This window comes from Roseateles sp. UC29_93 (assembly GCF_042695725.1).
In the GTDB taxonomy this organism is placed as follows: Bacteria; Pseudomonadota; Gammaproteobacteria; order Burkholderiales; family Burkholderiaceae_C; genus Roseateles; species Roseateles noduli_A.
The window spans coordinates 2,658,929-2,684,930 of the sequence record NZ_CP170545.1 but is presented as its reverse complement, the minus strand read 5'-3'; the positions used below and the strand labels follow the sequence as shown (position 1 = coordinate 2,684,930).

At 67.9% G+C, this 26,002-nt stretch carries 26 protein-coding genes and 2 pseudogenes; 17 read left to right on the top strand and 11 right to left on the bottom strand.

Annotation, left to right across the window (positions count from 1 at the left end):
* Positions 1-35: 35 nt before the first annotated feature.
* The 8 genes from ACFJIX_RS12390 to ACFJIX_RS12355 form a co-directional block, all read right to left on the bottom strand.
* On the bottom strand, positions 36-407 hold the full coding sequence (locus tag ACFJIX_RS12390; RefSeq protein ID WP_377160390.1) for a hypothetical protein: 372 nt from the start codon (positions 405-407) through the stop codon (positions 36-38).
* A 56-nt stretch (positions 408-463) separates the two neighbouring features.
* A complete protein-coding gene (locus tag ACFJIX_RS12385; protein WP_377160388.1) occupies positions 464-823 on the bottom strand; it encodes a hypothetical protein in 360 nt (119 codons plus the stop codon).
* Between the two features lie 20 nt (positions 824-843).
* Entirely contained in the window at positions 844-1,167 is a 324-nt protein-coding gene (locus tag ACFJIX_RS12380) for a hypothetical protein (RefSeq protein WP_377160386.1), read from the bottom strand.
* A 22-nt stretch (positions 1,168-1,189) separates the two neighbouring features.
* Positions 1,190-1,501, bottom strand: coding sequence for a hypothetical protein (locus tag ACFJIX_RS12375; RefSeq protein ID WP_377160384.1), 312 nt, complete (start codon positions 1,499-1,501; stop codon positions 1,190-1,192).
* A gap of 58 nt (positions 1,502-1,559) precedes the next feature.
* Positions 1,560-1,949, bottom strand: coding sequence for a hypothetical protein (locus ACFJIX_RS12370; RefSeq protein WP_377160382.1), 390 nt, complete (start codon positions 1,947-1,949; stop codon positions 1,560-1,562).
* A gap of 18 nt (positions 1,950-1,967) precedes the next feature.
* Positions 1,968-2,357, bottom strand: coding sequence for a hypothetical protein (locus tag ACFJIX_RS12365; RefSeq protein WP_377160380.1), 390 nt, complete (start codon positions 2,355-2,357; stop codon positions 1,968-1,970).
* 14 nt (positions 2,358-2,371) lie between these two features.
* On the bottom strand, positions 2,372-2,728 hold the full coding sequence (locus ACFJIX_RS12360; protein ID WP_377160378.1) for a hypothetical protein: 357 nt from the start codon (positions 2,726-2,728) through the stop codon (positions 2,372-2,374).
* A 62-nt stretch (positions 2,729-2,790) separates the two neighbouring features.
* The gene (locus ACFJIX_RS12355; RefSeq protein WP_377160376.1) at positions 2,791-3,147 is read right to left on the bottom strand and encodes a hypothetical protein; all 357 of its coding nucleotides are present in this window, start codon (positions 3,145-3,147) and stop codon (positions 2,791-2,793) included.
* 244 nt (positions 3,148-3,391) lie between these two features.
* On the opposite strand from ACFJIX_RS12355, the gene ACFJIX_RS12350 reads away from it, so the two are divergent.
* The 12 genes and pseudogenes from ACFJIX_RS12350 to ACFJIX_RS12295 all read left to right on the top strand — a co-directional run bounded on the left by ACFJIX_RS12350 (position 3,392) and on the right by ACFJIX_RS12295 (position 18,208).
* Complete coding sequence (locus tag ACFJIX_RS12350) at positions 3,392-4,414, top strand: LacI family DNA-binding transcriptional regulator (RefSeq protein WP_377160374.1); 1,023 nt, start codon at positions 3,392-3,394, stop codon at positions 4,412-4,414.
* Positions 4,415-4,705: 291 nt separating this feature from the next.
* Entirely contained in the window at positions 4,706-5,968 is a 1,263-nt protein-coding gene (locus ACFJIX_RS12345; RefSeq protein ID WP_377161742.1) for an extracellular solute-binding protein, read from the top strand.
* A gap of 15 nt (positions 5,969-5,983) precedes the next feature.
* Positions 5,984-6,919: a carbohydrate ABC transporter permease gene (locus ACFJIX_RS12340; protein ID WP_377160372.1), complete on the top strand. Its 936-nt coding sequence runs from the start codon at positions 5,984-5,986 to the stop codon at positions 6,917-6,919.
* Positions 6,920-7,001: 82 nt separating this feature from the next.
* Positions 7,002-7,811 (top strand): carbohydrate ABC transporter permease, encoded by an 810-nt coding sequence (locus ACFJIX_RS12335; protein ID WP_377160370.1) that lies wholly within the window; start codon positions 7,002-7,004, stop codon positions 7,809-7,811.
* A gap of 48 nt (positions 7,812-7,859) precedes the next feature.
* Positions 7,860-9,282: pseudogene (locus ACFJIX_RS12330) on the top strand (GH1 family beta-glucosidase).
* Between the two features lie 13 nt (positions 9,283-9,295).
* Positions 9,296-10,384, top strand: coding sequence for an ABC transporter ATP-binding protein (locus tag ACFJIX_RS12325; protein WP_377160368.1), 1,089 nt, complete (start codon positions 9,296-9,298; stop codon positions 10,382-10,384).
* A gap of 272 nt (positions 10,385-10,656) precedes the next feature.
* Positions 10,657-11,799, top strand: a complete 1,143-nt coding sequence (locus ACFJIX_RS12320) for a TonB-dependent receptor plug domain-containing protein (RefSeq protein ID WP_377160366.1) — start codon at positions 10,657-10,659, stop codon at positions 11,797-11,799.
* The gene (locus ACFJIX_RS12315) at positions 11,724-13,679 is read left to right on the top strand and encodes a TonB-dependent receptor (RefSeq protein ID WP_377160364.1); all 1,956 of its coding nucleotides are present in this window, start codon (positions 11,724-11,726) and stop codon (positions 13,677-13,679) included. Before ACFJIX_RS12320 ends, ACFJIX_RS12315 begins: the two co-directional genes overlap by 76 nt.
* A gap of 22 nt (positions 13,680-13,701) precedes the next feature.
* Positions 13,702-14,730 carry a cupin-like domain-containing protein gene (locus ACFJIX_RS12310; RefSeq protein WP_377160361.1) on the top strand — a complete coding sequence of 343 codons (1,029 nt, stop codon included), beginning with the start codon at positions 13,702-13,704 and terminating at the stop codon, positions 14,728-14,730.
* A 28-nt stretch (positions 14,731-14,758) separates the two neighbouring features.
* Entirely contained in the window at positions 14,759-16,243 is a 1,485-nt protein-coding gene (locus tag ACFJIX_RS12305; protein ID WP_377160359.1) for a tryptophan halogenase family protein, read from the top strand.
* Positions 16,244-16,359: 116 nt separating this feature from the next.
* Positions 16,360-17,049 carry a DUF2007 domain-containing protein gene (locus ACFJIX_RS12300; RefSeq protein WP_377160357.1) on the top strand — a complete coding sequence of 230 codons (690 nt, stop codon included), beginning with the start codon at positions 16,360-16,362 and terminating at the stop codon, positions 17,047-17,049.
* Between the two features lie 217 nt (positions 17,050-17,266).
* The gene (locus tag ACFJIX_RS12295; RefSeq protein WP_377160355.1) at positions 17,267-18,208 is read left to right on the top strand and encodes a hypothetical protein; all 942 of its coding nucleotides are present in this window, start codon (positions 17,267-17,269) and stop codon (positions 18,206-18,208) included.
* Between the two features lie 18 nt (positions 18,209-18,226).
* Here ACFJIX_RS12295 and ACFJIX_RS12290 read toward each other — a convergent pair whose 3' ends face one another.
* Positions 18,227-19,090 (bottom strand): phosphodiesterase, encoded by an 864-nt coding sequence (locus ACFJIX_RS12290; RefSeq protein ID WP_377160353.1) that lies wholly within the window; start codon positions 19,088-19,090, stop codon positions 18,227-18,229.
* 98 nt (positions 19,091-19,188) lie between these two features.
* Between ACFJIX_RS12290 and ACFJIX_RS12285 the strand changes: the two genes are divergently transcribed.
* Positions 19,189-19,869: a hypothetical protein gene (locus ACFJIX_RS12285; protein ID WP_377160351.1), complete on the top strand. Its 681-nt coding sequence runs from the start codon at positions 19,189-19,191 to the stop codon at positions 19,867-19,869.
* A gap of 46 nt (positions 19,870-19,915) precedes the next feature.
* On the opposite strand, the gene ACFJIX_RS12280 is transcribed toward ACFJIX_RS12285, so the two are convergent.
* Together ACFJIX_RS12280 and ACFJIX_RS12275 are read right to left on the bottom strand one after the other, a co-directional pair.
* Entirely contained in the window at positions 19,916-20,197 is a 282-nt protein-coding gene (locus tag ACFJIX_RS12280; RefSeq protein WP_377160349.1) for a hypothetical protein, read from the bottom strand.
* The gene (locus ACFJIX_RS12275; RefSeq protein WP_377160347.1) at positions 20,194-21,027 is read right to left on the bottom strand and encodes a GNAT family N-acetyltransferase; all 834 of its coding nucleotides are present in this window, start codon (positions 21,025-21,027) and stop codon (positions 20,194-20,196) included. Before ACFJIX_RS12275 ends, ACFJIX_RS12280 begins: the two co-directional genes overlap by 4 nt.
* Before the next feature lie 425 nt (positions 21,028-21,452).
* On the opposite strand from ACFJIX_RS12275, the pseudogene ACFJIX_RS12270 reads away from it, so the two are divergent.
* From ACFJIX_RS12270 to ACFJIX_RS12255, 4 genes and pseudogenes are all read left to right on the top strand, one after another.
* Positions 21,453-22,259 (top strand): annotated as a pseudogene (locus ACFJIX_RS12270) (porin); the annotation flags it as partial.
* A gap of 68 nt (positions 22,260-22,327) precedes the next feature.
* Positions 22,328-22,651, top strand: coding sequence for a porin (locus ACFJIX_RS12265; protein WP_377160345.1), 324 nt, complete (start codon positions 22,328-22,330; stop codon positions 22,649-22,651).
* Positions 22,652-22,755: 104 nt separating this feature from the next.
* Positions 22,756-25,377 (top strand): phosphocholine-specific phospholipase C, encoded by a 2,622-nt coding sequence (locus tag ACFJIX_RS12260; protein WP_377160343.1) that lies wholly within the window; start codon positions 22,756-22,758, stop codon positions 25,375-25,377.
* A gap of 8 nt (positions 25,378-25,385) precedes the next feature.
* Positions 25,386-25,961 carry a cohesin domain-containing protein gene (locus ACFJIX_RS12255; protein ID WP_377160341.1) on the top strand — a complete coding sequence of 192 codons (576 nt, stop codon included), beginning with the start codon at positions 25,386-25,388 and terminating at the stop codon, positions 25,959-25,961.
* The last annotated feature ends 41 nt before the right edge of the window (positions 25,962-26,002 follow it).

The following is a 26,002-nucleotide window of genomic DNA, read 5'->3' as shown; positions in this document are numbered from 1 at the left end:
CACCCCATCAAGCCAACCGCCTCGGCGCCGCAGGCTCACTGGTTGATCAACATGAGGTTCTTCGCCTCGATGTAAGCGGTGTTGCAACCGGTCGCCCAGAACTGAATGGTCTTGTTGTTGGCTATCGCGAACATCAAGGTGGCCAGCGCCCGGTTCACGACGCGGGCGTCACCACCGATCATCACGAAGTCTTTGCGGGCGCAAGTGAAGGTGGTGGGCTGGAACAGACCGACGTGCTTGATGTAGAGGCCTTCAGCCGCGTTGTTGACGGTGTTGGCCTGCGTGATTTCGTACTGGACGAGGTCCTGGGGCCTCAGCGTGAGCCACTCCTCGGCTTGCGCGGAGACGGCAGTGAGCAGGCCGAGGGCGACGAGCATCGTCGAGAACACGGAGCGCATCGAGGTCATGCGAGGCTTTCAGAAGTAGCGGGGAGGTCAGTGCGCGTCGGAACGCTTTCGCGTTCTCACTGCCCCATGATCCCGAGCGTCAGCGCCTTGGGGATGCGGACCCGCCCGTCGCCCCACAGACCGACGCAGCCGTCGACCCAGCCATTGAGCTTCTTGCCCGACGCAGCGGCGGCCAGCGCGGTCGCATACATGTACTTGAAACTCGGGTTGGTCTTCTCGATGAGCACGAGCTTCTCGTGACCGGCGGTCGCGCAGCCGTCGGAATGACCGACCGCGGCGTACTCGACCATCGCGTGGCCGGTGTCGTGCATGCCGACGCTCACCACGGTCTGCGGCAGGTTGCCGCCGGCGGCGAAGGCACAGGAGGTGGATGCGGCCAGCAGGCCGGTGGCAAGGAGTCGGAAGTGGCTGTTCATGTTCCAGGATTCAGTGAGCGTCAGTCGCCGGCCATGCCGATGGAGCCGATCAGCTCGCTCCAACTCGGCGCTGCGCAGTTGACGTTGTCTCGCGCATAGCGGATGACCACTTTCCGATTGGCCGTGTACGCAGCAATGGCCACTGCGATCGCCGGCTTGGCCAACGGCGGATTGGTCACTGCATCAATGGTGCCGTTGAGGTCGGAGACCGTGCCAATGAAGAAGTTGCCGTTGATGTCGCTCCAGACCTTCGTCAATTTGACGGGTGGGCATTCGGTATAGGCTTGGCTGGTCAGGGGCAGCAGGGCGGCGAGCAAGGCGCCAAAGAGGTGTTTGAAGTTCATGGTTGCGGACTCTCTCAATGATTCATCGGCCGGCTTCGAAACCGAAGCTCTTGATCTCGCAGCGCACCGGCTGTCCGACGGTCTGGTAGTACAGCAGCATCTTTGCCGCGCCTGTTCGCGCCATCGAATACGTCGCCCAGAAGCGATTCATGTCGGACTTCGTAAAGCTGGGCGCGAAGACCATCTGACGGCCCGGGCACTCGGCCTCGGACGTGGCGTACCAGATCACCACCAGATCGTTCTCGTAGTTCTCGACGCGCCAGGTGACCGGGTCGGAGGTGATCTGGATCATGGCGGCGTGGGCGAGCGAGCTCAGGCCGCCGACTGCCAGCAAGGTGGCTCCCGATGCAGCCTTGATCAATTTGATGGGCATTGAATTCCGCCTCTGTTCCTCATGGTTCCAACCCCACCCACATCAAGCTGCATCGCCCGCTGAACGCCCGCAATGCCGGGTCATCCGTGATGCGCAGACGCACGGCCTTCCCCTTCACGTGCGCGATCGTCAGCAACGTGAACATCCGCTGGCTCGCGTCCGTGGACTTGAGCGTGGTGATGTATTCGTTGCTGCAGGTCATCCCCGTCGGCAGCGTGAAGCCGCCGCGGATCTTGATTTCCATGTTGCCGGCCAGATGCCCGCCGCCGGCGACTTCCAGTACGCCGACGTTGTCGAGGAAGACGGGGCCGGTGTCACCCTCGGCCGCTTGCGCAGTTCCGGCCAGCGACATCAGAGCCAAGAGCCTCGCAGCGAATGCGGGACGGCCAAAACTCCAGCTCGATTTCATGGTTTCACTCCCAATGGATCAGGGCAGCACTTCCACCCACAACAGGCTGCAGCGGCCTGGAAACGCACGAAGCGACGGATCGTCGGAGACCTGCAGCTTCACTGGTTTCCCCGCCAGATGGGCGGCCGTAAGCAGCGCAAACAGCCGCTTGTCAGGATCGTTCTCGCGCTTCGTGGTGATGTAGCTCGTCTCGCAGCTCATGCCCGTCGGAAAAGTGGCGGGACTGCGAAGCTTGACTTCCAGATTGCCCGACAGATGTCCCGTGGCAGCCGGCGTCTGCTGCACGCCGACGCTTTCGAGGAGGAGTGGTCCGAGGTAGGTCTCCGCCGCCTGCGCTGACGCACCAGCCAACGTCGACATCACCATCGCCGTCGCGATGGCGCGGCCGATTCGTCCGATGACTTTCATTGCGTTCTCCCTCGTCATGTGGGTTTGCTCACCGTCACATGCCGCGCCACGCAGAAGCCGTTGGCGGTCTCCGGCGCATCGATGTTGACGTTCAGCGTCAGCCCCTTGCCGAGCGCCGACATCACGAAGGCCATCATCTGCAGGTCGCGGCCAACGAACAGCACTTGACCGTTGGAGAACTTCCCGCAGTTCTCCACTGCGGTCACGCCCTTCAGCGTGAACCAGAACATCGGCGCCGGCCAGCCCGGGATCGCCACTGCGTCATGCGTGCGCATGAGGTCGACTTGGCCGGTGATCTGCGTCTCTGCCTTTGCTGCGGTCGACAACAGCTCCAGACACGCCGCAACAGCGGCAATTCCAACTCGCTTCATGAGCACTCCCCTTCGATCACGCCTGCTTGGGCGCAAGTCCCCTGCGCGTCCCGCCACCGACGTCATTGCGGCGTCGACAGTTCTCCGACGTAAGTCGGGATGGCGGCGGAGCCATAGGTATTGAGCGTCGCGCAGCTGCCCTCACCGGGGAAGTAGAAGGTCGCGAGTGCATCGCGCTTCTTCGCGCCGAGAACGACAGCGGTCCACATCGCGCAGGTGGTCGGGGAGACGACACCCCAGTTGCTGTTGAGGTTGCAGATCACCGTGTAGTCGCCGCGACCCGTGTGCAGGACGTTGACCATGCCGTCGCCATAGACCAGGACCGCCTTGATCTTGACGTTGCACTCGAACGCCGCGAACACCTGCACCGGCAGCACCGCTGCCATGACGAAGGCCATCAGCCTTGCCAGCTTCTTCATGGTTCCACTCCCTCAGTGAATCTCTTATGTTTTTCGACATCGCCCCGTTGTCGAGGTCGTGTCCGCAGGGCTCCCGCCATGCGCCGGGGCGCGACGTTACCGTCTTCACGCCGCCTTATCAATCCGTGCCCCCACCAAGGCACCGGCCTTCGCCCCTGACATCACCCGGTCACCGTCCCGCTTGCCAACGTCCTGCAACCGTCCCTTACACTCGCCCGCGCCCACCGACAACGCGATCCCCCTCATGAAGAGCACCAAGTCCGCCCGCACGCCCGCCAAGGTGACGCTGGGCATGGTTGCCGAAGTCAGCGGGGTCTCGCCGAGCACCGTCTCGCGCATCCTCAACGGCACCGCCGTCGTCAGCCAGGAAAAGAAGGACGCCGTCGACCGCGCGATCGCGGACCTCGGCTTCGTTCCGAACCCGATCGCCCGCGTGCTGGCCGGCGGACGCTCGCTCAGCGTGGGCGTGGTGACGCAGGCCATCGACAGCCCGTACTACGGCGTCGCGCTGCGGGGCATCGAGGAAGTCCTCGACGCCGCCGGCTACGTGCCCCTCTTTGCCAGCGGCCACTGGAATGCCAAGGAAGAGCAGCGCTGCATCGACACGCTGCGCGCGCGCCGCGTCGACGGGATCATCGTGCTCACCGGCCGGCTCAGCGACGAGTCGCTGCGCAAGCTCGCGAAGGAGCTTCCGGTCGTCGTCACCGGCCGGACGCTGAAGGCGACCAGCCTGTACTCCCTGAACTTCAACGACTTCGAGGGCGCGCGTCTCGCCACGCATCACCTGCTGACGCAGGGCCACCGCAAGATCGCGTTCATCACCGGCGACCCGGTCCACCCCGACGCGCAGGAGCGCCTGAAGGGCTACCGCGCCGCGCTCGAAGCGGCCGGCGTGAAATACAAGCCGGCGCTGGTGCTGCCGGGTCTCTTCCACGAAGACAGCGGCGTGATGGCGGTCGAACGCCTGATCGACAGCCGCGAGCCCTTCACCGCGATCTTCGCGGCCAACGACCAGATGGCGTTCGGCGCGTCGCTGGCGCTGTACCGCCGCGGCCTGCGCGTGCCCGAGGACGTCTCCATCGTCGGCTTCGACGATCTGGCCGGCGCCGCGCACTGCATCCCGCCGCTCACCACGATCCACCAGGCCGGGCTTGAGCTCGGCCGCTGCGCCGCCCAGGCACTGCTGGACCTGCTCGGCAACAAGAGTCCCACCGCCCAGCTCCCCGAGCCGCGGCTGATCATCCGATCGTCCACCCGCTCTCTCTGACGCCAGAGTCTCCCCTGCCTCCCCGCAGTCCTCGGTCGCAAAACCGTCCAAGGACGGCAGTGATGGGGGACGGCATTGCTTGGGGTTCAGCCGCTTGCCGGCTGCGGCCCATGCAATGGCGGCCAACGCTCTGTCCCAGGCAGTCAAGGCCCCTCCCTAGCGATAACCCTGGTACGGTCACGCTGCCTCGTTGGATATCATGAAAGCGCTTTCATAAACAGAACGAACTCGGAGACGGACAGCATGCGGCAGTGGGCCCGGTGGCTATCGGCATTGGCTTTGACCTTGGGTGTGGCCCAGGCGGGGTCAGGCGTTGCCGCGCAGGCGTCCTCGCCGGCCGCGCCCGCGACGACGACCACCCCCACGACGACGACCACGCTGACCGTCGCCGCCTTCCCCGCCATCGACGAGATCGTCCGCAGCGCGCTTCCCGCCTGGAAGGAACTGCATCCCGACGTCGAGGTGAAGATCGTGAGCCGCGAGCTCAACGACCACCACACCGCGATGACGACGGCGCTGTCGACCGCCAAGGGTCTGCCGGACGTGATGGCGCTGGAGATCGGCTACCTCGGCCGCTTCGCGCAGGGCACCGGCCTCGAGGACCTCTCCGGCCCGCCCTACGACCTGAACCGCGACAAGGCGCGCTTCGTCGCCTATGCCTTCGACCAGGCGACGACGCCCAAGGGCGCGGTACTCGCGGTCCCGACGGACATCGGCCCGGGCGCCCTGCTCTACCGCACCGACCTGCTGGCCAAGGCCGGGCTCGAGGAGTCCGACCTGACCACGAGCTGGGAAGGCTACGTCGCCGCCGGCGTGAAGATCAAGGCCGCGACCGGCGCCTACCTGATGGCCCATGCCCGCGACATGAAGGACATCCTGATCCGCACCGGCCTGGAGCCCGGCGAGGGCCTGTTCTTCGACAAGGACTCGCGCCCGCTGGTGAACACGCCGCGCTTCGTCCGCGCCTTCGAGCTCGCCCGCGCCGTGCGCCGCCAGCAGCTCGACGCCAAGGTCATCGCCTGGTCCTCCGATTGGTCCGAGGGTTTCAAGCGCGGCGGCATCGCCACGCAGATGTCCGGCGCCTGGCTGGCCGGTCACCTGAACACGTGGCTCGCGCCCAGCACCCGCGGCAAGTGGCGCTCGGCGCAACTGCCCGAGGGCGCTTTCGCAGCCTACGGCGGCACCTTCTTCGCCATCGCCCGCCACGGCGACGCGGCCCGCAAGCGGATGGCCTACGAGTTCATCCGCTTCATGACGATGAACCGCACGCAGCAGCTCGCGGCATTCAAGGCCCAGGACGCCTTCCCCGCGCTGATCGACGCGCAGACCGATCCCTTCTACGACCTGCCGCTGCCCTTCCTCGGCGGCCAGCGGGCCCGCCGCGACTGGCGCGAGGCCGCCGACCACATCCGCGCCTTCCCCGTGCACAAGCAGGACAACTTCGCCAAGGAAGTGATCGACACCGAACTCGACAAGGTGCTCGACCGCGGCAAGGACATCCCGACCGCCCTGGCCGACGCGCAGCGCCTGCTGCAACTGCGCGCGCACCGCTGACCCGGAACGACGACGATGAGCTTCCGCCTGCCACAAGCCCTGCGCCTCTCGCCCCGCTACGCGCCCTACGCGCTGCTGGCGCCGTTCCTGCTGCTGTTCGTGGTCTTCGGGCTGTTCCCGCTGCTGTTCTCGCTGTACCTCGCGTTCCACAGCTGGGAACCGACCAGCGGCCTGGGCGCGATGCACTGGGTCGGTCTCGACAACTTCGCCTTCGCGCTGCAGGACGAATGGTTCTGGAAGTCGCTGCGCAACACCGGCTGGCTCGCGATCGCCTCGGGCGTGCCGCAGCACCTGGTCGCGATCCCGCTCGCCACCTTCCTGCACCTGGCCTTCAAGCGCTGGCGCAACCCGATGGTCGGCGCGTACTTCCTGCCGTACATCACCTCGTCGGTCGCGATCGCGATCCTGTTCAGCTCGCTGTTCTCGACCGACTACGGCCTGATCAACCTCGCCATCGCGACGCTGCGCGAGGTCCCGCTGCTCGGCCATCTGGTGCCGCAGGCCGCCGTCGACTGGCTCAACGACCCCGACGCGCTCAAGCCCGCGATCTCGATGATCGTGTTCTGGCGCTACGTCGGCTTCAACGTCGTGCTCTACCTGGCCGCGCTGCAGACCATCCCGCCCGATCTCTACGAGGCCGCGACCATGGACGGCGCCAGCCGCCTGCAGCAGTTCTTCCACATCACGCTGCCCAGCCTGCGGCCGATGATCTTCTTCGGCGTGACGCTGAGCGTCATCGGCGGGCTGCAGCTGTTCGAGGAGCCCTTCATCCTCACCGGCGGCAAGGGCGGCTCCGACCAGGCCGGCATGAGTGCGGCCGTCTACCTCTACCGCAACGCGTTCGACTTCAACGACTTCGGCGCCGCCAGCGCGATGTCGTGGCTGCTGTTCCTCGTCGTGGCGGCGCTGACGTGGCTCACCAACCGTGCGTTCCGGCGCAAGGACGACTGAGGGCCGACCGGAGCAAACGCCATGAGCACCACGATGCACGCCCCCTCGACGCCGCCGCGCCCACGCCGCGCAGCCGCCGCGCATGACCGCCTGGGCCGCCTACCTGCTGGTGGGCGCCGGCGCGCTGATCATGCTGGCGCCGTTCTATTTCATGTTCGTCTTCGCGACGCACTCGCGCACCGAGATCTTCAGCCTGCCGCCGCCGATGTGGTTCGGCGACGACTTCCTCGCCAACGTCGACATCCTGACCAAGCGCCTGCCCTTCTGGCGCAACCTGGGCCTGAGCCTGTACGTCGGCATCTGCAACACCGGCCTGACGCTGCTGTTCTGCTCGATGGGCGGCTACGCCTTCGCGATGTACGAGTTCCGCTTCAAGAAGGCGCTCTTCGGGCTGGTCATGGGCACGATGCTGCTGCCCAGCTTCATGAACATGATCCCGAGCTTCATGATCATGGACCTGCTGGGCTGGATCGATCAGCCGCGCGCGCTCTACATCCCCGGCGCGGCCAGCGCCTTCGGCATCTTCCTGATGCGCCAGTTCATCGGCTCCGCCGTGCCGCGCGAGCTGGTCGAGGCCGCGCGCATGGACGGCTGCGGGGAGCTGGGCATCTACGCCCGCATCGTGCTGCCGCTGCTCAAGCCGGCGCTGGGCACGCTGGGGCTGATCACCTTCATCTCCTCGTGGAACAACTTCATCGGGCCGCTGGTCGTCATGCGCTCGCCCGACATGTACACGCTGCCGCTGGCGCTGCGATCGCTGCAGAGCCCGGTGGACACCGAATGGGGCGCGCTGATGGCCGGATCCGCCATCGCGACGCTGCCGTTGATCGTGCTCTTCGTCCTGTGCTCGCGGCAGCTCATCTCGGGCCTGACCGTCGGCGCGGTGAAGTGACGCCCGACGCCTGCGCCTCTCCTCCAACGCACAACAAAGCCTGCATCGATGTCATCTGCCACTCCCGTCTCGTCCGCCGCATCGACCGCAGGGTCGACTGCAGTGCCGACCGCCGCCTCGTCCGCGCTGCCGACGGCCGCCGCCAAGGACTTCCCCGCCGACTTCGTGTGGGGCGTCGCCACGAGCGCCTTCCAGATCGAGGGCGCGCACGACGCCGACGGCAAGGGGCCGTCGATCTGGGACACCTTCTGCCGCCAGCCCGGCGTGATCGCCGACGGCAGCAACGGCGACGTCGCCTGCGAGCACTACACGCGCTGGGAAGAGGATCTGGACCTGATCCAGCGCCTGGGCGTCGATGCCTACCGCTTCTCGGTGTCCTGGCCGCGCGTGATGCCCACCGGGCAAGGCGACTGGAACGAGGCCGGCCTCGCGTTCTACGAGAAGCTCGTCGACGGCCTGCTCGCCCGCGGCATGAAGCCCTACCTGACGCTCAACCACTGGGACCTGCCGCAGGCGCTGCAGGACATCGGCGGCTGGGGCAACCGCGTCACCGTCGAGCGTTTCGTCGAGTACGCCGTCGGCATCGCGAAGCGGCTCGGCGACAAGGTCGTCTCCATCGCCACGCACAACGAGCCCTGGGTCGTCGCGCAGCTGGGCCATGAGTCGGGCGTCTTCGCGCCCGGCCTGAAGGACCGCAAGATCGCCGCGCAGGTCTCGCACCATCTGCTGCTCAGCCACGGCCTCGCGGTCACCGCGATGCGAGCCCTCAACGTGAAGGCCGCGCTCGGCATCGTGCTGAACATGGCGCCGATGTACCCGGCCACCGAGTCGGACGCGGACCGCACCGCGGCCCGACTGGAAGACGGCAAGCTGCGCCGCTGGTACATGGACCCGCTCTTCGAGGGCCGGTATCCGCAGGACGTGCTGGACCACCCTCGGCCATGACGCGCCTTACATCGAGGCCGGCGACATGGCAAAGATCCAGGTGCCCATCGACTTCGTGGGCATCAACTACTACTCGCGCGGTCTGATCAGCGCGGCCGGTCCGGTCGACAGCAAGACCAGCGGCCTGGAGCTGACCGACATGGGCTGGGAGGTCTATCCGCAGGGGCTGACCGACCTGCTGGTGTCGATCAAGCGCGACTACCCCGGCGCCCGGCGCCTGTACGTGACGGAGAACGGCGGCGCCTTCCCCGATCCGGTCGGCGTCGACGGCCAGGTGCATGACGCCGACCGCACCCGCTACCTCGACACGCACATCGCCGCCGTCGGCGACGCGATCGCGCAGGGCGTGCCGATGGGCGGCTACATGGTGTGGAGCCTGCTGGACAACTTCGAATGGGCGTCCGGCTACGCGAAACGATTCGGCATCGTGCACGTCGACTACGCGACGCAGCAGCGCACCCCGAAGGACAGCGCGCTCGCCTACCGCGATTTTGTTTTGCAACGGCGCGCCGCGCGCCAGGGCTGATCGGGAGACCGTCATGGGACAAGTCACGCTGCGCGGCATCCGCAAGCGCTACGGCGATCACGAGGTGATCCAGGGCATCGACCTCGACGTCCGGGACGGCGAGTTCATGGTCTTCGTCGGCCCGTCGGGCTGCGGCAAGAGCACGACGCTGCGCATGATCGCGGGCCTGGAGGAGATCAGCGCCGGCGACCTGCTGATCGACGGGAACCGCGCCAATGACCTGCGCCCCGCCGACCGCGGCGCGGCGATGGTGTTCCAGAGCTATGCGCTCTACCCGCACATGACGGTCGCGGAGAACATGGGCTTCGCGCTGAAGATGGCCGGCGTCGGCCGCGCCGAGCGCGACGAGCAGGTGCGCCGCACCGCCGAGATCCTGCGCATCACCGACCTGCTGCAGCGCACGCCCAAGCAGCTGTCCGGCGGCCAGCGCCAGCGCGTGGCCATCGGCCGCGCGATCGTGCGCAAACCCAAGGTCTTCCTGTTCGACGAGCCCTTGTCCAACCTTGACGCCGCGCTGCGCGTGGACATGCGCATCGAGCTGACGCGGCTGCACCAGCAGCTCGGCACGACCATGATCTACGTCACCCACGACCAGGTCGAGGCGATGACGATGGGCGACCGCATCGCCGTGTTCAACAAGGGCCGCATCGAGCAGCTCGGCGCGCCGATGGACCTTTACCGCCGTCCGGCCAACGAGTTCGTCGCCGGCTTCCTTGGCGCGCCGAAGATCAACTTCATCGAACGCCCGACGGCCAACGCGCCCGGCGCGGCACGACGCCTGTGGGACTCGCTCGGCGGCGCGTCGCGACCCGCGGCGCAGCGCCTGGGGCTGCGGCCCGAGCACCTGCTTCTGGGGACAAGCAACGACGAGGGCGCCGTGCCCGCGACCGTCGTGCTCGCCGAGCACCTGGGCGACACCTCGATCCTGCACCTGCGCGTCGACGGCATCGCCGACCTGCTCACCGCCAAGCTCCCCGCGGGCGCGGCGTCGCTGCATGACGGCGACACCGTCCGCCTGATCGCCACCGCCGACCACGCACTGGCTTTCGACGCCGAGGCGCGGGCCCTCGAGCCGCGCGTTCCGGTGCCGGCCGCGGCCTGAGCCGCCACGCTCCCGGCAGTCCCGGTGCGGGACTGCCCCGGCCCGCCTCCCTGCGCGGAGGCCGGCCCCGATCCCCGCAGTACCCCCGCGCCCGTGTGGCGCGAACCCCTCGCTAGGGAAAGTCAGTAGAGGTCCCGTGGCTGAAGCAGATAAATTCTGAAAGCGCTTTCAAAGTTACCGCCGAATACACGGATCCAGCTTGCCCTGCAGACAATCGGGCCCGCCATCGCATGGGGGTCATGGTCAAGACTGAGAGATAACAAGGAGACAAGATGAAGCACGTCCACCCCACCCGACTGCGGCAGGTCCGCGGACCGCAGCGCCAGCCCGTGGCGGCCGCCTGCGCCCTGTTGTTCATCGCCGCTGCCGCGCATGCGCAGCAGGCGCCGGCGGCGCCCGAGGCGGCCGCCTCCGAGGCGCAGCGCAAGGCCGACGCGACGATCGACACCGTCGTCGTCACCGGCATCCGCCAGTCGCTGGACACCTCGCTGAACCTCAAGCGCCAGCAGCGCGGCGTGGTCGACGGCATCGTCGCGGAGGACATCGGCAAGTTCCCCGACACCAACCTGGCCGAATCGATGCAGCGCATCTCGGGCGTGTCGATCGACCGCTCGATGGGCGAAGGCTCCAAGGTCACCGTGCGCGGCGTCGGCCCCGACTTCAACCTCGTGCTGCTCAACGGCCGCCAGATGCCGGCGTCGACGCTGGCGGACACGGGTCCGTCGAACTCGCGCGCCTTCGACTTCGCCAACCTGGCCACGGAATCGATCGCCGCGCTGGAGGTCTACAAGACCAGCCGCGCCAGCGCCCCGACCGGCGGCATCGGCGCGACGATCAACATCAAGACCGCCCGTCCGCTGGACACGAAGAAGACCATCGCCAGCATCGGCGTCAAGGCCGTGCACGACGGCGGCAACTCGCGCCTGCCGGACAACATCAAGGGCGACAGCGTGACGCCCGAGGTGTCGGGCATCTACAGCACGACCTTCGGCGAGGGCATGTTCGGCGTGTCCGTCTCGGGCAGCTACCAGAAGCGCGACGCCGGCTACAACAGCGCCGGCGTGCCCAACGGCTGGCTGCCGTTCAAGGGCGACGAGACGGGCAACGGCGCGATCCCGCTGCCGGGCGCGCCGGGGTCGGAGCGCATCACCAACCGTCCCGGTCCCAATGACGTCTACTCGCTGCCGCAGAACGTCAACTACAACATGAACGGCATCCGCCGTGAGCGCACGAACGGGCAGGTGACCTTCCAGTTCGCGCCGACCAAGTCGCTGACGACGACGCTGGACTACACGGCCTCGCAGAACAAGGTGCACACGCGCCGCAACGACCTGTCGGCGTGGTTCAGCTTCGGTCCGTCGTCGAGCTCGTGGACCGGCGGCCCGGTGTCCGGCCGCTCAACTACACCGAGCTGATCGCGGGCGGCGACGCCGACCTGTCCATGGGGGGCGCGGACTTCGCCACCAAGAACGACAACAAGTCGCTGGGCTTCAACCTCGACTGGAAGGCGACCGACAAGCTGCGCTTCGAATTCGACGCGCACAAGTCCACCGCCAAGTCCGGCGCCGACAGCCCCTGGGGCAGCAACAACGTGATCGGCACGGCCAGCTTCAACCGCGGCCAGACCGGCGTCGACTTCAGCCAGGACCTGCCGATCCTGATCATGCCGACGACGACGCGCAACGCGGCGCTGCAGCAGGTGACGGGCTCGTCCTTCCGCAACAGCTACATGAAAGCCGAGGTGGACCAGCAGCAGATCCGCGGCAGCTGGGACATCAGCGACGAGTCGAAGCTGGACTTCGGCGTCGGCCTGACGAAGGCGAAGAACCGCTCGGCCTACTCCAACGTCCAGCTGGACAACTGGGGCGGCGTGGCCAACGGTCCGGCCAACTATCCGGACAACGTCTGGATCCCGCAGGACCTGCGCGACTTCTTCGGCAAGATCGGCGGCGTCGGCGACCCGCGCCTGTTCACGCAGTTCTACACCTTCGACTTCGGCACCATCCGCGACCTGGCGGCGAAGTCCTGGAGCGACCCGTCGAAGTACCTCGCGTCCAACGTCTTCTCGACCGACCGCCGCACGACGGAGAAGTCCACCAGCGCCTACGCCGAGTACACCCGCGAGTGGGAACTGGGCGTGCCGATGAGCGCCACGGTCGGCATGCGCTACGAGAAGACCAAGGTCACCTCCAGCGCGCTGGTGCCGATCGCCACGGGGATCACCTGGGGTTCCAACAACGAGCTGACGGTGCTGAAGGGCGATCCGGGCTTCACGACGCTGGACGGCAAGTACAGCTACTGGCTGCCCAACATCGACTACCAGGCCGACCTGACCGACAAGCTGAAGCTGCGCGCCAGCTACGGCACGACCATCGGCCGTCCGGGCTGGGACGCGATCCAGGGCGGACAGACGCTGAACGATCTGGCGCGCCTGAGCGGCGGCACCGGCTCGCAGGGCAATCCGGGACTGAAGCCGCTGAAGTCGAAGAACATCGACTTCTCGCTGGAGTACTACTACGCCCGGTCGAGCTACGTGGCGGCGGGCGTGTTCCGCAAGAACATCAGCAACTACATCGGCTCGACGCTGGAGAACGCGACCCCGTTCAACCTGCACACGCCGATCGGCGGCGCGTACTACAACGAGGCGTCGACCACCGGCGGTTGCGGCAGCGACATCACCTGCATCCGCGACTACATCCTCAACCGCTACAACGGCCAGCCGGGCGTGACCAAGACCGGCGACAGCAACGGGCATGCGCTGGGAACGATCGTGGGACAGCCGGGCGATCCGGTGGCCAACTTCCAGATCACGGTGCCGGCCAACACGCAGTCCAACAGCCTGAAGGGCTTCGAGCTGAACGTGCAGCACGCGTTCGGGAACTCGGGCTTCGGCGTCGCGGCCAACTACACCAAGGTCAAGTCGGGACTGAAGTACGACAACGCGAGCTTCGCGCAGCAGTACGCGCTGGTGGGTCTGAGCGACTCCGCCAACCTGGTGGGCTTCTACGAGGACGCGAGGTTCAGCGTGCGCGTGGCCTACAACTGGCGCGACAAGTTCCTGGCCGCGGTGAACGACGGCAACCAGCTGGGCCGCTCGGCGCCGATCTTCACGGAGCCGTACTCGCAGGTGGACATCAGCCTGGGCTACAACTTCAGCGAGAAGCTGAGCCTGCAGGCCGAGGTGATCAACGTCGGCGATTCGATCCTGCGCCAGCACGGGCGGACGACGGAGGAGGTCTACTCGGTCACGCAGACGGGTCGCCGCTATATGCTGGGACTCCGCTACAAGTTCTGAGCCCGCGAGGGCCCCTGCCCGCATGAAGCCGATCCTGGAAATCAAGGACCTGGTCCCGGGTCGGCTTCCGTCGAACCTGCTCGAGGCCGCGCAGCCGGTGGTGCTGCGCGGCCTCGTGTCGCATTGGCCGATGGTGCGGGAGGCGCGGCGCTCCGACCGCGCGGCGGTCGACTACCTGCACGGCTGCTGGCGCGGCGCGCCGGTGGCCATCATGACGGGGCCGCCGGAGATCGACGGCCGCATCTTCTACAACGACGACCTCACCGGCATGAACTTCGGTCGTGCCGACGCGCCGCTGCCGGCGCTGATGGAGGAGCTGCTCAAGCTGGCCGACGTCGAACGTCCGCCTTGCTACTACGTCGGCTCGACGACGGTGGACACCTGCCTGCCGGGCTTCCGGGCCGCGAACGACCTGGACCTCTCACCGCTGGCGACCGGCGAAGGCACGGCGCAGGACGCGCTGGCCAGCGTGTGGCTCGGCAATCGCAGCCGCATCGCGCCGCACTACGACCTGCCGGACAACATCGCCTGCGTCGCGGCCGGGCATCGGCGCTTCACGCTGTTCCCGCCGGAGCAGCTGGCCAATCTCTACGTCGGGCCGATCGACTTCACGCCCGCCGGTCAGCCGGTGAGCCTGGTCGATCTGAAACACCCGGACTTCGAGCGATTCCCGCGCTTCGCGCAGGCGCTCGAGCAGGCGCAGGTCGCCGAGCTCGGCCCCGGCGACGCGCTCTACATCCCGAGCATGTGGTGGCATCAGGTCGAGGCGCTCGATGCGTTCAACGTCCTGATCAACTACTGGTGGCGGCAGTCGCCGGCGCACATGGACCCGCCGCTGTTCGCGCTGATGCAGGCGCTGCTGTCGATGCGCGACCTGCCCGCGCCGCAGCGCGCGGCGTGGCGCGGGATCTTCGATCACTACGTGTTCAACGCGGACGCCGACACGGCGGCCCACATCCCCGAGCACGCGCGGCATGCGCTCGCCCCGCTGACGGCGGAAGGCGCCGGCCACCTGCGCGGACATCTGATTCAGCGGCTCAAGCAACGCTGAACACCCCCACCCCCATGGAGGAGACGCCATGACCTTCACCTCGCCAGAGCCCCCCACCCCGCGCCGTCCGGTGAAGCGCGTCGTCATCGCCGGCGGCGGCACCGCAGGCTGGATGATGGCGGCCTGCATCTCCAAGCACCTGGGCAAGCAGCTGGACATCCGGCTGGTCGAGTCCGACGAGATCGGCACCGTGGGCGTCGGCGAGGCGACGATCCCGACGATGCTGACCTTCCACCAGCTGCTCGGGCTCGACGAGCGCGAGTTCATGGCCGCGACGCAGGCGACGATCAAGCTGGGCATCCAGTTCGAAGGATGGCGCGACCTGGGCGCCAGCTACATCCACGCGTTCGGCAGCACCGGCGTCGACCACTGGACGGCGGGCTTCCAGCACTTCTGGCTGAAGGGCCGCGAGCGCGGCCTCGCGTCGGACTACGGCGACTACTGCCTGGAGCTGCGCGCGGCGAAGGAGAACAAGTTCGCGCACCTGCCCGACGAGGGCATCAACTACGCGTACCACCTGGACGCGACGCTGTACGGCCAGTTCCTGCGCCGGTTCAGCGAGGGCTACGGCGTGAAGCGCCTCGAGGGCAAGATCGCCGAGGTGCTGATGCAGCCCGACGGCGACATCCGCGCGCTGAGGCTGCAGGACGGGACGGAGATCGAAGGCGACCTCTTCGTCGACTGCACGGGGATGCGCTCGGTGCTGCTGGGCCAGGCGCTGGGGGTCGGTTACGAGGACTGGTCGCACTGGTTGCCCTGCGACAGCGCGATCGCGCTGCAGACGGCGTCGGTGCGCGACGCCGTGCCGTACACGCGCGCCATTGCGCACCCGTGGGGCTGGCAGTGGCAGATCCCGCTGCAGCATCGCGTCGGCAACGGCGTGGTCTTCAGCAGCCGCTACACCGACGACGAGACGGCGCGCGCCGCGCTGCTCGGCAACATCGCCGGCGAGGTGCTGACACCGCATCGCGTGATCCGCTTCAAGCCGGGCCAGCGCGAGGTGGTGTGGAAGCGCAACTGCGTCGGCGCGGGCTTGTCGAGCGGGTTCCTGGAGCCTCTGGAATCGACCAGCATCCACCTGATCCAGCGCACGGCGATCCGGCTGCTGCAGATGTTCCCGAAGGACGGGATCCGCCAGTCCGACATCGACGAGTACAACGCGCAGATGCGCGACGAGCTGGAGCACATCCGCGACTTCATCGTGCTGCATTACCACGTGCAGCAGCGGACGGATTCACCGATGTGGCAGGCCATGCGGGAGATGCCGGTGCCGGCCTCGCTGCAGCACCGGCTGGACCTGTTCCGCGAGACGGGGCGCGTGTTCCGCGTGCCCAACGAGCTGTTCACCGAGAACTCGTGGGTGCAGGTGATGCTCGGCCAGGGGCTGGTGCCGGAGCAGCATCATCCGTCGGCGGACCTGATGGGGGATCGCGAGCTCGCCGGCTTCCTCGGCGGTATCACCGCGCGCATCGACAAGACCGTGGCGCAGATGCCGGGCATCAGCAGTATGTGACGCGGTATGCGCCGGCGGCGGTCGCGCCGAGGGCGGCGGTGCCTGTGTGATCGCCATGCATCCAGACGGGTCGCCCCGGTCGCAAAGCGATTTAAGCTTCGCGGCTGGGAGGATCCATGCCAGAACACAACGAGCCGACATCCGATGACTTCGTCTGCGTCGCGACGCGGACCACGCCGACCGAAGCGCATCTGCTGAGGGGTGTGCTCGAGGCCGCCGGCCTCACGCCGCATGTGGCGGACGACCAGATGGTCCAGAGCTACTCGTTGATCGCGCACGCGGTCGGTGGCGTCCGGGTGCTGGTCCCTGGTTCGCAGGCCCCCGCGGCGCGGGAAGCGATTGCCGAGTTCGACGCTGGCGCGTTCCAGCTCGAAGGCGAAGAGAGCGCCGCGCCTGCGACGATCCCGTTGACGGTCCCGCTGTTCAGTCCGGACCGCGCCGTGCTGCTCGGTTTCCTGCTGACGCCGGCATTCGGCGCGGGGATCCAGCTCGCGAACGCCCGGGCCATCCGGGATGGACGGCTCAGCGCCGACGCATGGCTCAGCTTCATCCTGCTGAGCGCCCTCTCGCTCGTCGGGATCTATGCGCTGCATGAGAACGCCGACGGACCGTTCGTGGTCTTCGAGGCCAGCCTCCTGCTCTGTGCCGTCAACGTCATCTGGTACGTCATCGCGGGGCAGAAGCAGAGCCGCGCCTTGATCAAGACGTATGGCAGCCACTATCCGAAGAAGCGGCTCCTGGTCCCGGCGGTGGCCGCGGCGATCGCTGCGCTGGCCTTGGGGGCGGTGCTGCAGACGCTGCGTTGAGCATGTCACTCCGACCCCGTTCCACGACCAGGATTGAAAGCGCATGACCGCCCCTCAGGAACAGAAACCCACCACCGAGAAACAACTGCGCCGCGCCCGTCGGATGATGGGCCTGTCAGCCGTCCTGCTGGTCGTCAGCCTGATCGCGATCATTGCCAGCGCGGTGCCCGAATGGGCACACCTGGTCGTGTTCCTGATGTGGAACCACATCGCGGTCATGATCGTGGTCGGCGCGAGCGGATGGGCGGCGCGCCGTCTGGGAGCCGCACCCGCGGGGCGCGTCTCCCCACGGCTGGGTGAACTGCTTGCACCCTGGGTGCTGGTCCTTGCGCTCGTGTCCGCCGCCGTCGCGGTCCCGAGCTGGGGGCCATCACCCTGGTGGGGTCTGGGGCAGGCGCCGGACGGCAGTGCCGTGACCAGTCGTCAATGGCACGCCAGCGGCGACCGCTACTTCGAACGCATCAATCGCGGGGAGGCGCGTGAGATCACGGAGGCGGAATACGACCGGCTCCAGCAACGGAGCTTCGGCTTCTTCGCTCGCATCTGGGCCGTCCTCTCCTTCGGCGGCCTGGTGACCTGGCGGTTCATCGCGCTCCGGCGACGGGATCTGCTGCAGGGAGATCCGCCGCCCGTGGCGGCGCCGATGCCGGTGCCGGTGCCGCGCGGATCGACGACCGCTCCTGGCGCCGTCACTGGCTCCGACTGGAAGTCGACCGCGCTGATCATCGGCCTCTGGATCGCCTTCATCGCGCTCAACGTGCTGAGCCTCACGAGCGGACCGGATCGCTTGTTCTGCTCGTTGCCGACGCCGATGCCGATACCGCCGGAGATGCGGCTGTTCATGCTGGTGATGCCCGTGCTGGTCATCGGCGTTGGGTCCTTCTGGACGAAGCGGTCCCCGTTCATGTCGCCGTGGCTCGCGAGCCTCATCGACCAGCGCCTGGGTGCCGGCGGCACCGTCGCCTTCATCGCAAGGCTCAGGCCACTGCTGCTGTTTTCCGTGACCTCCTTCTTCGGAGCGGGCGTCCTCCTCGGCGCCTGTGGACTCGGGGACGCGTCTCCGGTCGATTGGACGATGCCCGGCTTCCTCGCCTCCACCGGCATCGCCCTCGCGCTGTCGCACGTCATCCTGCGACGGCGGGGCATTCCGGGGGTCTGATCGGGGCGCGGCCGGTCGTCACGCGAAGGGATAGGGCCCCGCGAACGCGCCGATCTGCGACAAGTGGCTGACCATGCCGAGTCCCGGTTCCCACAGGTGAAGCATCACGCCGCGCGGGCCCGCATGACTGCTGGGCGCGGCCGCAGGATGCAGTTGCAGGTCGATCTCGGTCACGGTGCTGGGGCAGGCGCACACCACGGTGCCGGCCCAGCGCCGCAGCATCGGGCGATGAACGTGACCGCAGAGGACGAGCTCGACATTCGCGCATCGATCCAGCACGGACGCCAACGGACCCGGGTCGAGGTAGCGGTACTCGTCCATGTAGGGAATCCCGCAGGCGAAAGGCGGGTGGTGCAGCATGACGAGGGTGGGCTTGGATCGATCGCTCGCGAGGGTCTCCGTCAACCACCGCAGTCCTGCCTCGTCGATATGGCCGTGATGCGCGCCAGGGACGCAGGAGTCGAGACCTATGATGCGGACGGGATAGTCGTCCATGCAGTAGTGCAACGGCCCTTCGCCGGGCAGATAGCCGAGATCGGCGAACGCGGCACGGAACTGCTCGCGATGGTCGTGATTCCCGGGAATCACCAGATACGGCAGGCCGAGCGTGTCGAGCAGCTCACGAGCGACCTCGTATTCGTCGGGCCGTCCCTCGTCGACCAGATCACCGGTGACCAGGATCAGGTCCGGCTGTCGGTCCATGCGCAGCAGATGGTCGATCGCCTCACGCAACGCCTGATTCGAATCGACGACGCCCTGGTAGAGCTGGCCGCGCGGGCGGACGTGAGGATCGGAAAGGTGCCCGATGAGCATGGGAAGCTCCCACTCGGGATGAGAACGAGACACGGCGCCTGCGTGCCGGGGCGACATCGTGACGCGCATGATGAATGGGTCGACGCACCCGGGAAATAAGCCGGATGGCGTACCCGCACGTGCCGGGCCTTCGGCTTGCCCAGGCCCGCCATCCCGGAGATCCATCCATGCGCAGCGCCCTCGACTTCACTTCCTGGCAGACGATGCTCTCGACCTTGATCGGGCTGGTCATCGTGTCGCTCATCGCCGTCGGCGTGCGACTGCTCGTGATGCAGTCGGTGCAGCAGCGGCGCGAGCGCGCCAACCGCCAGATCAATGAGCGGCTGAAGACGCTCATCGCCGCGTACAAGACGCTGGGCGGATCGTTCACCGGCACGCTCGCGGTCGACCCGCGCCATCTGCGGGAACTGCGCCAGCTCGCGGAGCCGGGCACGATGGCGATCGGCGCTTCCGACCGCGCGCGACGCATGCGCGATGCCGTCGAGGCCGCCCTGTCCGACATCATCCTGCTCGGCACCGATGAGCAGGTGCGGCTCGCCGCGCAGGCGGCGCAGGACATGGTCACGGGCAAGCCGGTGGAGACCGCGGCGCTGGTCGCCTCGCTGCGCGACTTCATCCGCGAGGTGCTGGAGCTCGATCCGATCCCGGCGTCCGTCGTGATTCCGAAGCAGGGGCCGCTGAGGCCCGCGGGCGGCGGCAAGGCAGGCGGAGCCGGAGGGCGTGAAGGCGGGTCACGCGGCGGCGGCGGTGCTGGAGGCGGCGCTGCGGGCGCAGGTGGACTCGGTGCGGGACTTGGACTCGGGGCGGCGGGGGAGCCACGCCGCCGGGGGCATGCAGGACCCGGATGAGAATCCTGCGAAGTGAGGGGCGCATCGGCCTGCGCCGTGCATGCGCTCAACAGATGTTGAAGTTGCCAAGGATCGCGACGAGCGGCAGCGCGCTCAGGCCGATCAGCAGCGCAATGCCGCATGCCTCGAAGTGACGCCCCTTGAATCTCGGCGTCCTGAGCAGCAGGGCCTGCGCCAGCGGAACCCCCACCAAGAACCACGCACCGACGACCAGCGCCAGAAGCACGAACCCGGGGCCGCCTCCTCCGACCAAGGCGAAGGTGATCAGGGCGGCGGCAAGCGCCGGGCCGACAAGCCAGGAAACTGCAGTTCCGATGCGAGAGATCATTCCCGCGACCGAAGGGGAGAGGGCGTGACACCACGGACCGTCTGGCGCTCCCAGTTGTACGGCGTCGTCGTCGACACCTTCACCAGACCTGAGGCCTCGAGGATGGATCGCGAGAAGTCGGTGGAATCGCTGTGGATCAGCGTCTTCCCCAGCGCCAGCGCGGCGCGCGCACGCGCGGCCGTCAGCGCGCGGTAGACGCCTCGTCCGCGCCAGGCCGGGCGCGTGGCGCCGCCCCAGATGCCGGCGAAGGCCGTGCCCGCGACGGGCTCCAGGCGCCCGGCGGTGATGAGCTCGCCGTCGGCTTCGGCGATCCACAAGGACATGCCGTCGTTGCGCGCCAGCCGTTCCAGCAGCGACAGGGTCATCGGCTCCGGATCAAGGTCGCCGAAGACCTCGGCCTGCATCGCGCACATGCGCGCGACCTCCCGCGGTGCGCGGATGGTGCGGATCGTCACCCCCGCGGGCAAGGGCACGTCGGCGACCAGCAGCCGCGCCTCGCCGACCATGATCGACTCCGGCGGATCGGGCTCGAAACCGTGCTCGATGAGCGCCTCGTGCAGCCCCGGTGCCAGGTCATGCCCCCGCGACTTCCATTCGACGTGCGTGATGGCGGGGTCGGCCTGGTAGTGCCGCAGCGCGGCTCCGACGAGTCGCCGGATCTCCGTCGCATCGGCGCCGCCGAGATCCCGGTAGGTCACGAAGCCGCGCCCACGCGCGAAGGTCACCAGCCGCAGCGGCCCCGACAGCGCGACCGCAATCGCGCTCGGCGTCTCGGCCTCCGAGCGGAGTTGCGCGTCGTAAGCGGCGAGCAGGTCGGAGACTGCGGACATGGCGTCAACGGCGTGAGGAGTCGCTGGCTCAGTGGCGGGATTGATCGGCATTCCAGATAGGTTGATCTTATCTTTCGAATTCCCGAGTAGCTCAGCGCTCCCTAGAGTACGCCCCACGATAAGAAAACGTTGGAGACAAACATGCAGCAGCTTCAGATCGAACGCTGGGCCGGCAGCGCCTTGGCCGCGGCGATCACGATCAGCGTCGGCGCGCCTGACGCGCCCGCTCCGGCCCGACCGCAGAAGCCTCGCTGCCCCGGATCGCTTCGACGCCACCGGCGCTGAGCCCTCGACTTCCACGCCTGAAGGGCTGGCACGGTTCCACGCCGCCGGATCGATGACCTGGGCCAGGTCATCGAGGCCGCGGGCCTCGTGTCCCACTCGCGCTCCGCCAGCCCTCCCTTGACCGACCCAGCGTATGGCGGATGCCTCCGCCATGGGCGGAGCCATGCCTGGTCCCAGTTGTCCGAGTCCTCAACCCGTCAACGATCGAGAGCGCCACGGCGCATTGGAGAAAGAGCATCATGCAGAAGCCACCGTCCTCCCTGGTCCCCTTCCTGGGTGCCTTCGCCGCCACGCTGCCCCTGATCGCGACACCGGCGCACGCGCAGGGCACCGTCACGCTCTACGGGATCCTCGACTCCGCCATGCGCTACGTCCACAACGACGCCGTCGGCTCGATCAAGTCGCTCGTGAGCGGCAGCGGCATGACCAGCCGCCTGGGCGTACGCGGCGTCGAAGACCTGGGCGGGGGCCTCACGGCCTCCTTCAACCTGGAGCACGGCGTGCTCGTCGATTCGGGGACGCAGGCGTCCGCGTCGCAGTTCTGGGACCGCCGCGCGATTGTCGCCATCGCCGACAAGCAGCTCGGTGAAGTTCGCCTCGGCCGCGACTACACACCCAACTTCACCAACTGGGCGCGGTTCGACCCGTTCGGATACACGGGCGCCGCCAGCGCCGGCAACTTCATCAACACCACCGCGGTGGGGCCCGTGCGGTCGGCGTTCGGCACCGGACTCGCCCCCACCGTCCGATCCAGCAACGCGGTGCAATACGTGTTGCCTGGCGAGCTCGGCGGCGTGGAGGGCGTCGTCATGGTGGCGGCGGGCGAAGGCGGTCTCTCGGCCAATGCACAGCACAAGCTGACGAGCGCCCGCCTGGGCTACACGGCACCGACCTTCGAGATCTCCGTGGCGCATGCGCAGATCGAAAATGACCTGACGACGGCCGGAAAGCTGAAGGACTCAGGCATCGGCGGCACCGTCAGCCTCGCCGGGGCGAAGTTCTCCGCGCGCTGCGCGTGTTCAAGTACGCCGATGCCAAGCAGCTGCTCATGCTGCTGGGCGCCGTCGTCCCGCTGGGCGTGGCCGGCGAGCTCAAGTTCTCGATCAACCGGGCGAAGTTCGACGGGCGGGTCGGCGCGACGAGCATCGACGGCAACGCGTCGACCCAGCTCGCCATGGGCTATGTGCACAGCCTCTCCAAGCGCACGGCCCTCTACACCACCGCGTCCTGGATCAGCAACAAGGGTCGGGCGGCCGCGGTGGTTCCCGGCGGCCCTCCGGGTCTGCCCGCGGGCGGCGACTCGAAGGGGTGCGAGGCCGGCCTGCGGCACAGCTTCTGACGTCAGCGTGCGCCCCCCATCGCACGCGCTACTTCATCCCTTCACGCTGCTGACTTCCTCCGCGAAAAAAATCACGCGCTTCACGACCTCCCAGGTGAAGCTTCATGAGCACGACATCCCGCCGGTCCTTCCTGACCGCCGCGGTCGCCGGCATGGCCAGCAGCCATTCGTTCGCGCAGACCCTCCGCAAGGCGCTCGCCACGCCGGCCAACAACGCCACCGGCACCCTCGCCGACGTGGAGCACGTGGTCATCCTGATGCAGGAGAACCGCTCCTTCGACCACTACTTCGGCACGCTGGCCGGCGTGCGCGGCTACAGCGATCCGCGCCCCATCGCCCTGCCCTCCGGCCAGCCCGTGTGGATGCAGCCCGGCACCGCCGTCGGCTCGCAGGTCCTGCCCTACCACTTCGACATCCGCAACACCAACGCGCTGCGCGTCGGCCTGGACCACAGCTGGAAGGGCACGGAGGCCACCTGGAAGGACTGGAACGTCTGGGTGCCGAAGAAGTCGTCGCGCACCATGGGCTACTTCGACCGCAGCGACCTGCCCTTCTATTACGCCCTCGCCGACGCGTTCACTGTCTGCGACGCGTACCACTGCTCGATCTTCGGACCGACCGATCCCAACCGCTTCTACGCCCTCACCGGCCACAGCAACGCGGTCGTGACCGGCATCTCGGACTCCAAGCTCTACAACGTCACCAACGGCACCTACAACGGCGACATCGCCAACGACAACCCCGCCGCCAAGGGCAACGAGTGGCTGACCTACGCCGAGACCCTGGAGTCCGCCGGCGTGAGCTGGAAGGTCTACCAGGAGTGGGACAACTACGGCGACAACTACCTCCAGTACTTCAAGAACTTCCGCACCGACGCGAACGGGCAGAAGCTGACCAGCGCCTCGCCGCTGTATCGCAAGGGCCGCGCGCTCGCCGCCGGCTCGACGCAGTCGAACGCGCCGGGCACCACGGGTCAGTGGCTGATCGACCAGTTCGCCGCCGATGTGCGCAGCGGCAACCTGCCGCGCGTGTCCTACATCTGCGCGCCGACCGAGTACTGCGAGCACCCCGACGACACGCCCAACGCCGGTGAGAACCTCACCGCGCGCCTGCTGCAGGCACTGGTGCAGACGCCCGAGGTCTGGTCCAGGACCGCGCTGATCCTGACCTACGACGAGAACGACGGCTTCTTCGACCACATGCCGTCGGTGATGGCGCCGCTGAACACCGACCGCGGCCGCACGACGATGACCAACGCCACGCAGGGCGAGATCGCCAACAGCCAGCCGATCGGCCTCGGCCCCCGCGTGCCGACGATGGTGATCTCGCCGTGGAGCAAGGGCGGCCGCGTCTGCTCGCAGCTGTTCGACCACACCTCGCTGATCCGCTTCACCGAGGAATGGCTCGTGGCCCTCGGCCACCCGCGCAGCAGCGTGCAGTGCAACGGCATCTCGCCGTGGCGCCGCGCGGTCTGCGGCGACATGACCAGCGCCTTCGACTTCAAGTCCGGCGGCGCCGAGTTCCCGTCCAGCGTGCCGGCCAACGCCGTGTACTTCAAGGGCTGGGGCACGAAGGACGCGCTGCCGCCGGCCAACCAGAGCCTGCCGCGCCAGGAGAAGGCCGCCAGCGGCATCCCGCGCCGCGCGGCGCCGCTGCCGTACCGCTCGACCGTCGACGGCATCGCCGCGACCAACGCGCGCCAGTTCGCGCTGAGCTTCGCCAACGAGGGCAGCGTCACGGCGGCGTTCATCGTCTATTCGACGCTGCGCACCGACGGCCCGTGGCACTACACCGTCGAGCCGGGCAAGCGCATCGACCAGGAAGTCTGGAACTGGAGCAGCGCGCCGATGCAGCTCGCCGTGCACGGCGACAACGGCTTCCTGCGCGAGTTCCGCATGAGCTTCGACGGCATCGGCCGTCTGGCCGCGACCAGCCTGAAGGAACAACCCGCGACCGCGAGCGTCACGCTGACGCTGCGCAATGCGAGCACGCAGGCGATGCGCTTCCGCATCGTCGACAACGCCTACGGCGACAAGACCGTCGTGACGATCGACGTGCCGGCGGGCTCGAGCCGCGACCATGGCCGCGCGGTGACGTCGAGCTACGGCTGGTACGACCTGGTCGTGACCGTCGACGGCGACAACGCCTTCCTGCGCCGCCTGGCGGGTCACGTCGAAGGCGCCGGCCTGGACTTCACCGACCCGGTGCTGAACGGCCTCGCGCAGGTCACGTGGAACGCGCCGCCGGTGCTGCCGCCGAGCACGCCGACGGCCACGTTCAAGGCCGACGTCGATCGCGTGCGCATCGGCGGCGGCGTGTCGCTGAGCTGGACCGGGCTGCCGTCGAGCACGACGAACTGGATCGGCCTCTACCGCGTCGGCATGACGCCGGGCGGCCCCGGCTCGCTGAAGTGGAACTACGTGGCGAGCCCGTCGGGATCGCAGGTGTTCTCGCTGGCCGGTCAGCCGGAAGGGGACTACTTCTTCGGCCTGTTCCTCAACGACGGCTACGGCGAGGCCGCGCCGCGCCTGTCGGTCCGCATCCGCAAGAACGGCGACGTGAACGCCGACGGCGCCGTCACCGCCGCCGACCGCGACACGCTGCGCAACGCCATCGGCAGCTGCGCCGGCGATACGCGCTTCGAGCCGCTGGCCGACATGGACGGCGACAAGTGCATCACGCAAGCGGACTACCGCGTCTGGTACCAGCTCTTCAGCACCCTGTGAGAACCCTCATGAACTTCAAGCCCCTGCTCGCCGCCGCTGCGCTGGCGTTCGCCTCGCTGGCCGCCACGACCGCTCATGCAGCCACGGTCTCGCTCACCGCCGCCGGTCCGGCGAAGGTCGGTGAAGGCGTGGACCTGCTCATCAGCCTCGTCGATCCGTTCGGCGGCCTGCCTTCCGATGAGGAACTGCTGTCCTTCGGCTTCCGCCTCAGCTACGACACGACGAAGCTCTCCTTCGGCAGCTTCACCGCCGCCGCTGGCTGGGACGACGACAGCCCGTGGCTGGGCGCGGGCACTTTCGGCGGATCGAGCTTCCCCGGCGTCGCCAACGGCGGTCAGGGCTCGCTGCTGCTCGGCACGCTGCACTTCGACGCGCTGCAGGGCGGCCTCGCGCAGATCAGCCTGATCACCGACGCCCGCAATCTGAACCACGGGCTCAGCTACTTGTGGAGCGATGTGCAGCCGCTCAACGCGTCGCTCAATCTCGCGGTGTCTGCGGTGCCGGAGCCGACCTCCGCTCTGCTGGCGGCGCTGGGTCTCGGCGCGTTGGGGTTCACGACGCGACGTCGCAAGACCTCGCACTGACGAAAAAAGGAGCCCGCAGTCGCGGGCTCCTTGGGGCCGCC

Excerpts from the sequence above, each read along its gene's own strand:
- ACFJIX_RS12280 (WP_377160349.1), bottom strand. The coding sequence starts at position 20,197 with ATGATCTCTCGCATCGGAACTGCAGTTTCCTGGCTTGTCGGCCCGGCG.
- ACFJIX_RS12370 (WP_377160382.1), bottom strand. The coding sequence starts at position 1,949 with ATGAAATCGAGCTGGAGTTTTGGCCGTCCCGCATTCGCTGCGAGGCTC.
- ACFJIX_RS12295 (WP_377160355.1), top strand. The coding sequence starts at position 17,267 with ATGATCGTGGTCGGCGCGAGCGGATGGGCGGCGCGCCGTCTGGGAGCC.
- ACFJIX_RS12320 (WP_377160366.1), top strand. The coding sequence starts at position 10,657 with ATGAAGCACGTCCACCCCACCCGACTGCGGCAGGTCCGCGGACCGCAG.
- ACFJIX_RS12355 (WP_377160376.1), bottom strand. The coding sequence starts at position 3,147 with ATGAAGAAGCTGGCAAGGCTGATGGCCTTCGTCATGGCAGCGGTGCTG.
- ACFJIX_RS12365 (WP_377160380.1), bottom strand. The coding sequence starts at position 2,357 with ATGAAAGTCATCGGACGAATCGGCCGCGCCATCGCGACGGCGATGGTG.
- ACFJIX_RS12335 (WP_377160370.1), top strand. The coding sequence starts at position 7,002 with ATGACCGCCTGGGCCGCCTACCTGCTGGTGGGCGCCGGCGCGCTGATC.
- ACFJIX_RS12260 (WP_377160343.1), top strand. The coding sequence starts at position 22,756 with ATGAGCACGACATCCCGCCGGTCCTTCCTGACCGCCGCGGTCGCCGGC.
- ACFJIX_RS12290 (WP_377160353.1), bottom strand. The coding sequence starts at position 19,090 with ATGCGCGTCACGATGTCGCCCCGGCACGCAGGCGCCGTGTCTCGTTCT.
- ACFJIX_RS12255 (WP_377160341.1), top strand. The coding sequence starts at position 25,386 with ATGAACTTCAAGCCCCTGCTCGCCGCCGCTGCGCTGGCGTTCGCCTCG.
- ACFJIX_RS12275 (WP_377160347.1), bottom strand. The coding sequence starts at position 21,027 with ATGTCCGCAGTCTCCGACCTGCTCGCCGCTTACGACGCGCAACTCCGC.
- ACFJIX_RS12350 (WP_377160374.1), top strand. The coding sequence starts at position 3,392 with ATGAAGAGCACCAAGTCCGCCCGCACGCCCGCCAAGGTGACGCTGGGC.
- ACFJIX_RS12305 (WP_377160359.1), top strand. The coding sequence starts at position 14,759 with ATGACCTTCACCTCGCCAGAGCCCCCCACCCCGCGCCGTCCGGTGAAG.
- ACFJIX_RS12390 (WP_377160390.1), bottom strand. The coding sequence starts at position 407 with ATGACCTCGATGCGCTCCGTGTTCTCGACGATGCTCGTCGCCCTCGGC.
- ACFJIX_RS12340 (WP_377160372.1), top strand. The coding sequence starts at position 5,984 with ATGAGCTTCCGCCTGCCACAAGCCCTGCGCCTCTCGCCCCGCTACGCG.
- ACFJIX_RS12285 (WP_377160351.1), top strand. The coding sequence starts at position 19,189 with ATGCGCAGCGCCCTCGACTTCACTTCCTGGCAGACGATGCTCTCGACC.
- ACFJIX_RS12360 (WP_377160378.1), bottom strand. The coding sequence starts at position 2,728 with ATGAAGCGAGTTGGAATTGCCGCTGTTGCGGCGTGTCTGGAGCTGTTG.
- ACFJIX_RS12325 (WP_377160368.1), top strand. The coding sequence starts at position 9,296 with ATGGGACAAGTCACGCTGCGCGGCATCCGCAAGCGCTACGGCGATCAC.
- ACFJIX_RS12310 (WP_377160361.1), top strand. The coding sequence starts at position 13,702 with ATGAAGCCGATCCTGGAAATCAAGGACCTGGTCCCGGGTCGGCTTCCG.
- ACFJIX_RS12300 (WP_377160357.1), top strand. The coding sequence starts at position 16,360 with ATGCCAGAACACAACGAGCCGACATCCGATGACTTCGTCTGCGTCGCG.
- ACFJIX_RS12380 (WP_377160386.1), bottom strand. The coding sequence starts at position 1,167 with ATGAACTTCAAACACCTCTTTGGCGCCTTGCTCGCCGCCCTGCTGCCC.
- ACFJIX_RS12385 (WP_377160388.1), bottom strand. The coding sequence starts at position 823 with ATGAACAGCCACTTCCGACTCCTTGCCACCGGCCTGCTGGCCGCATCC.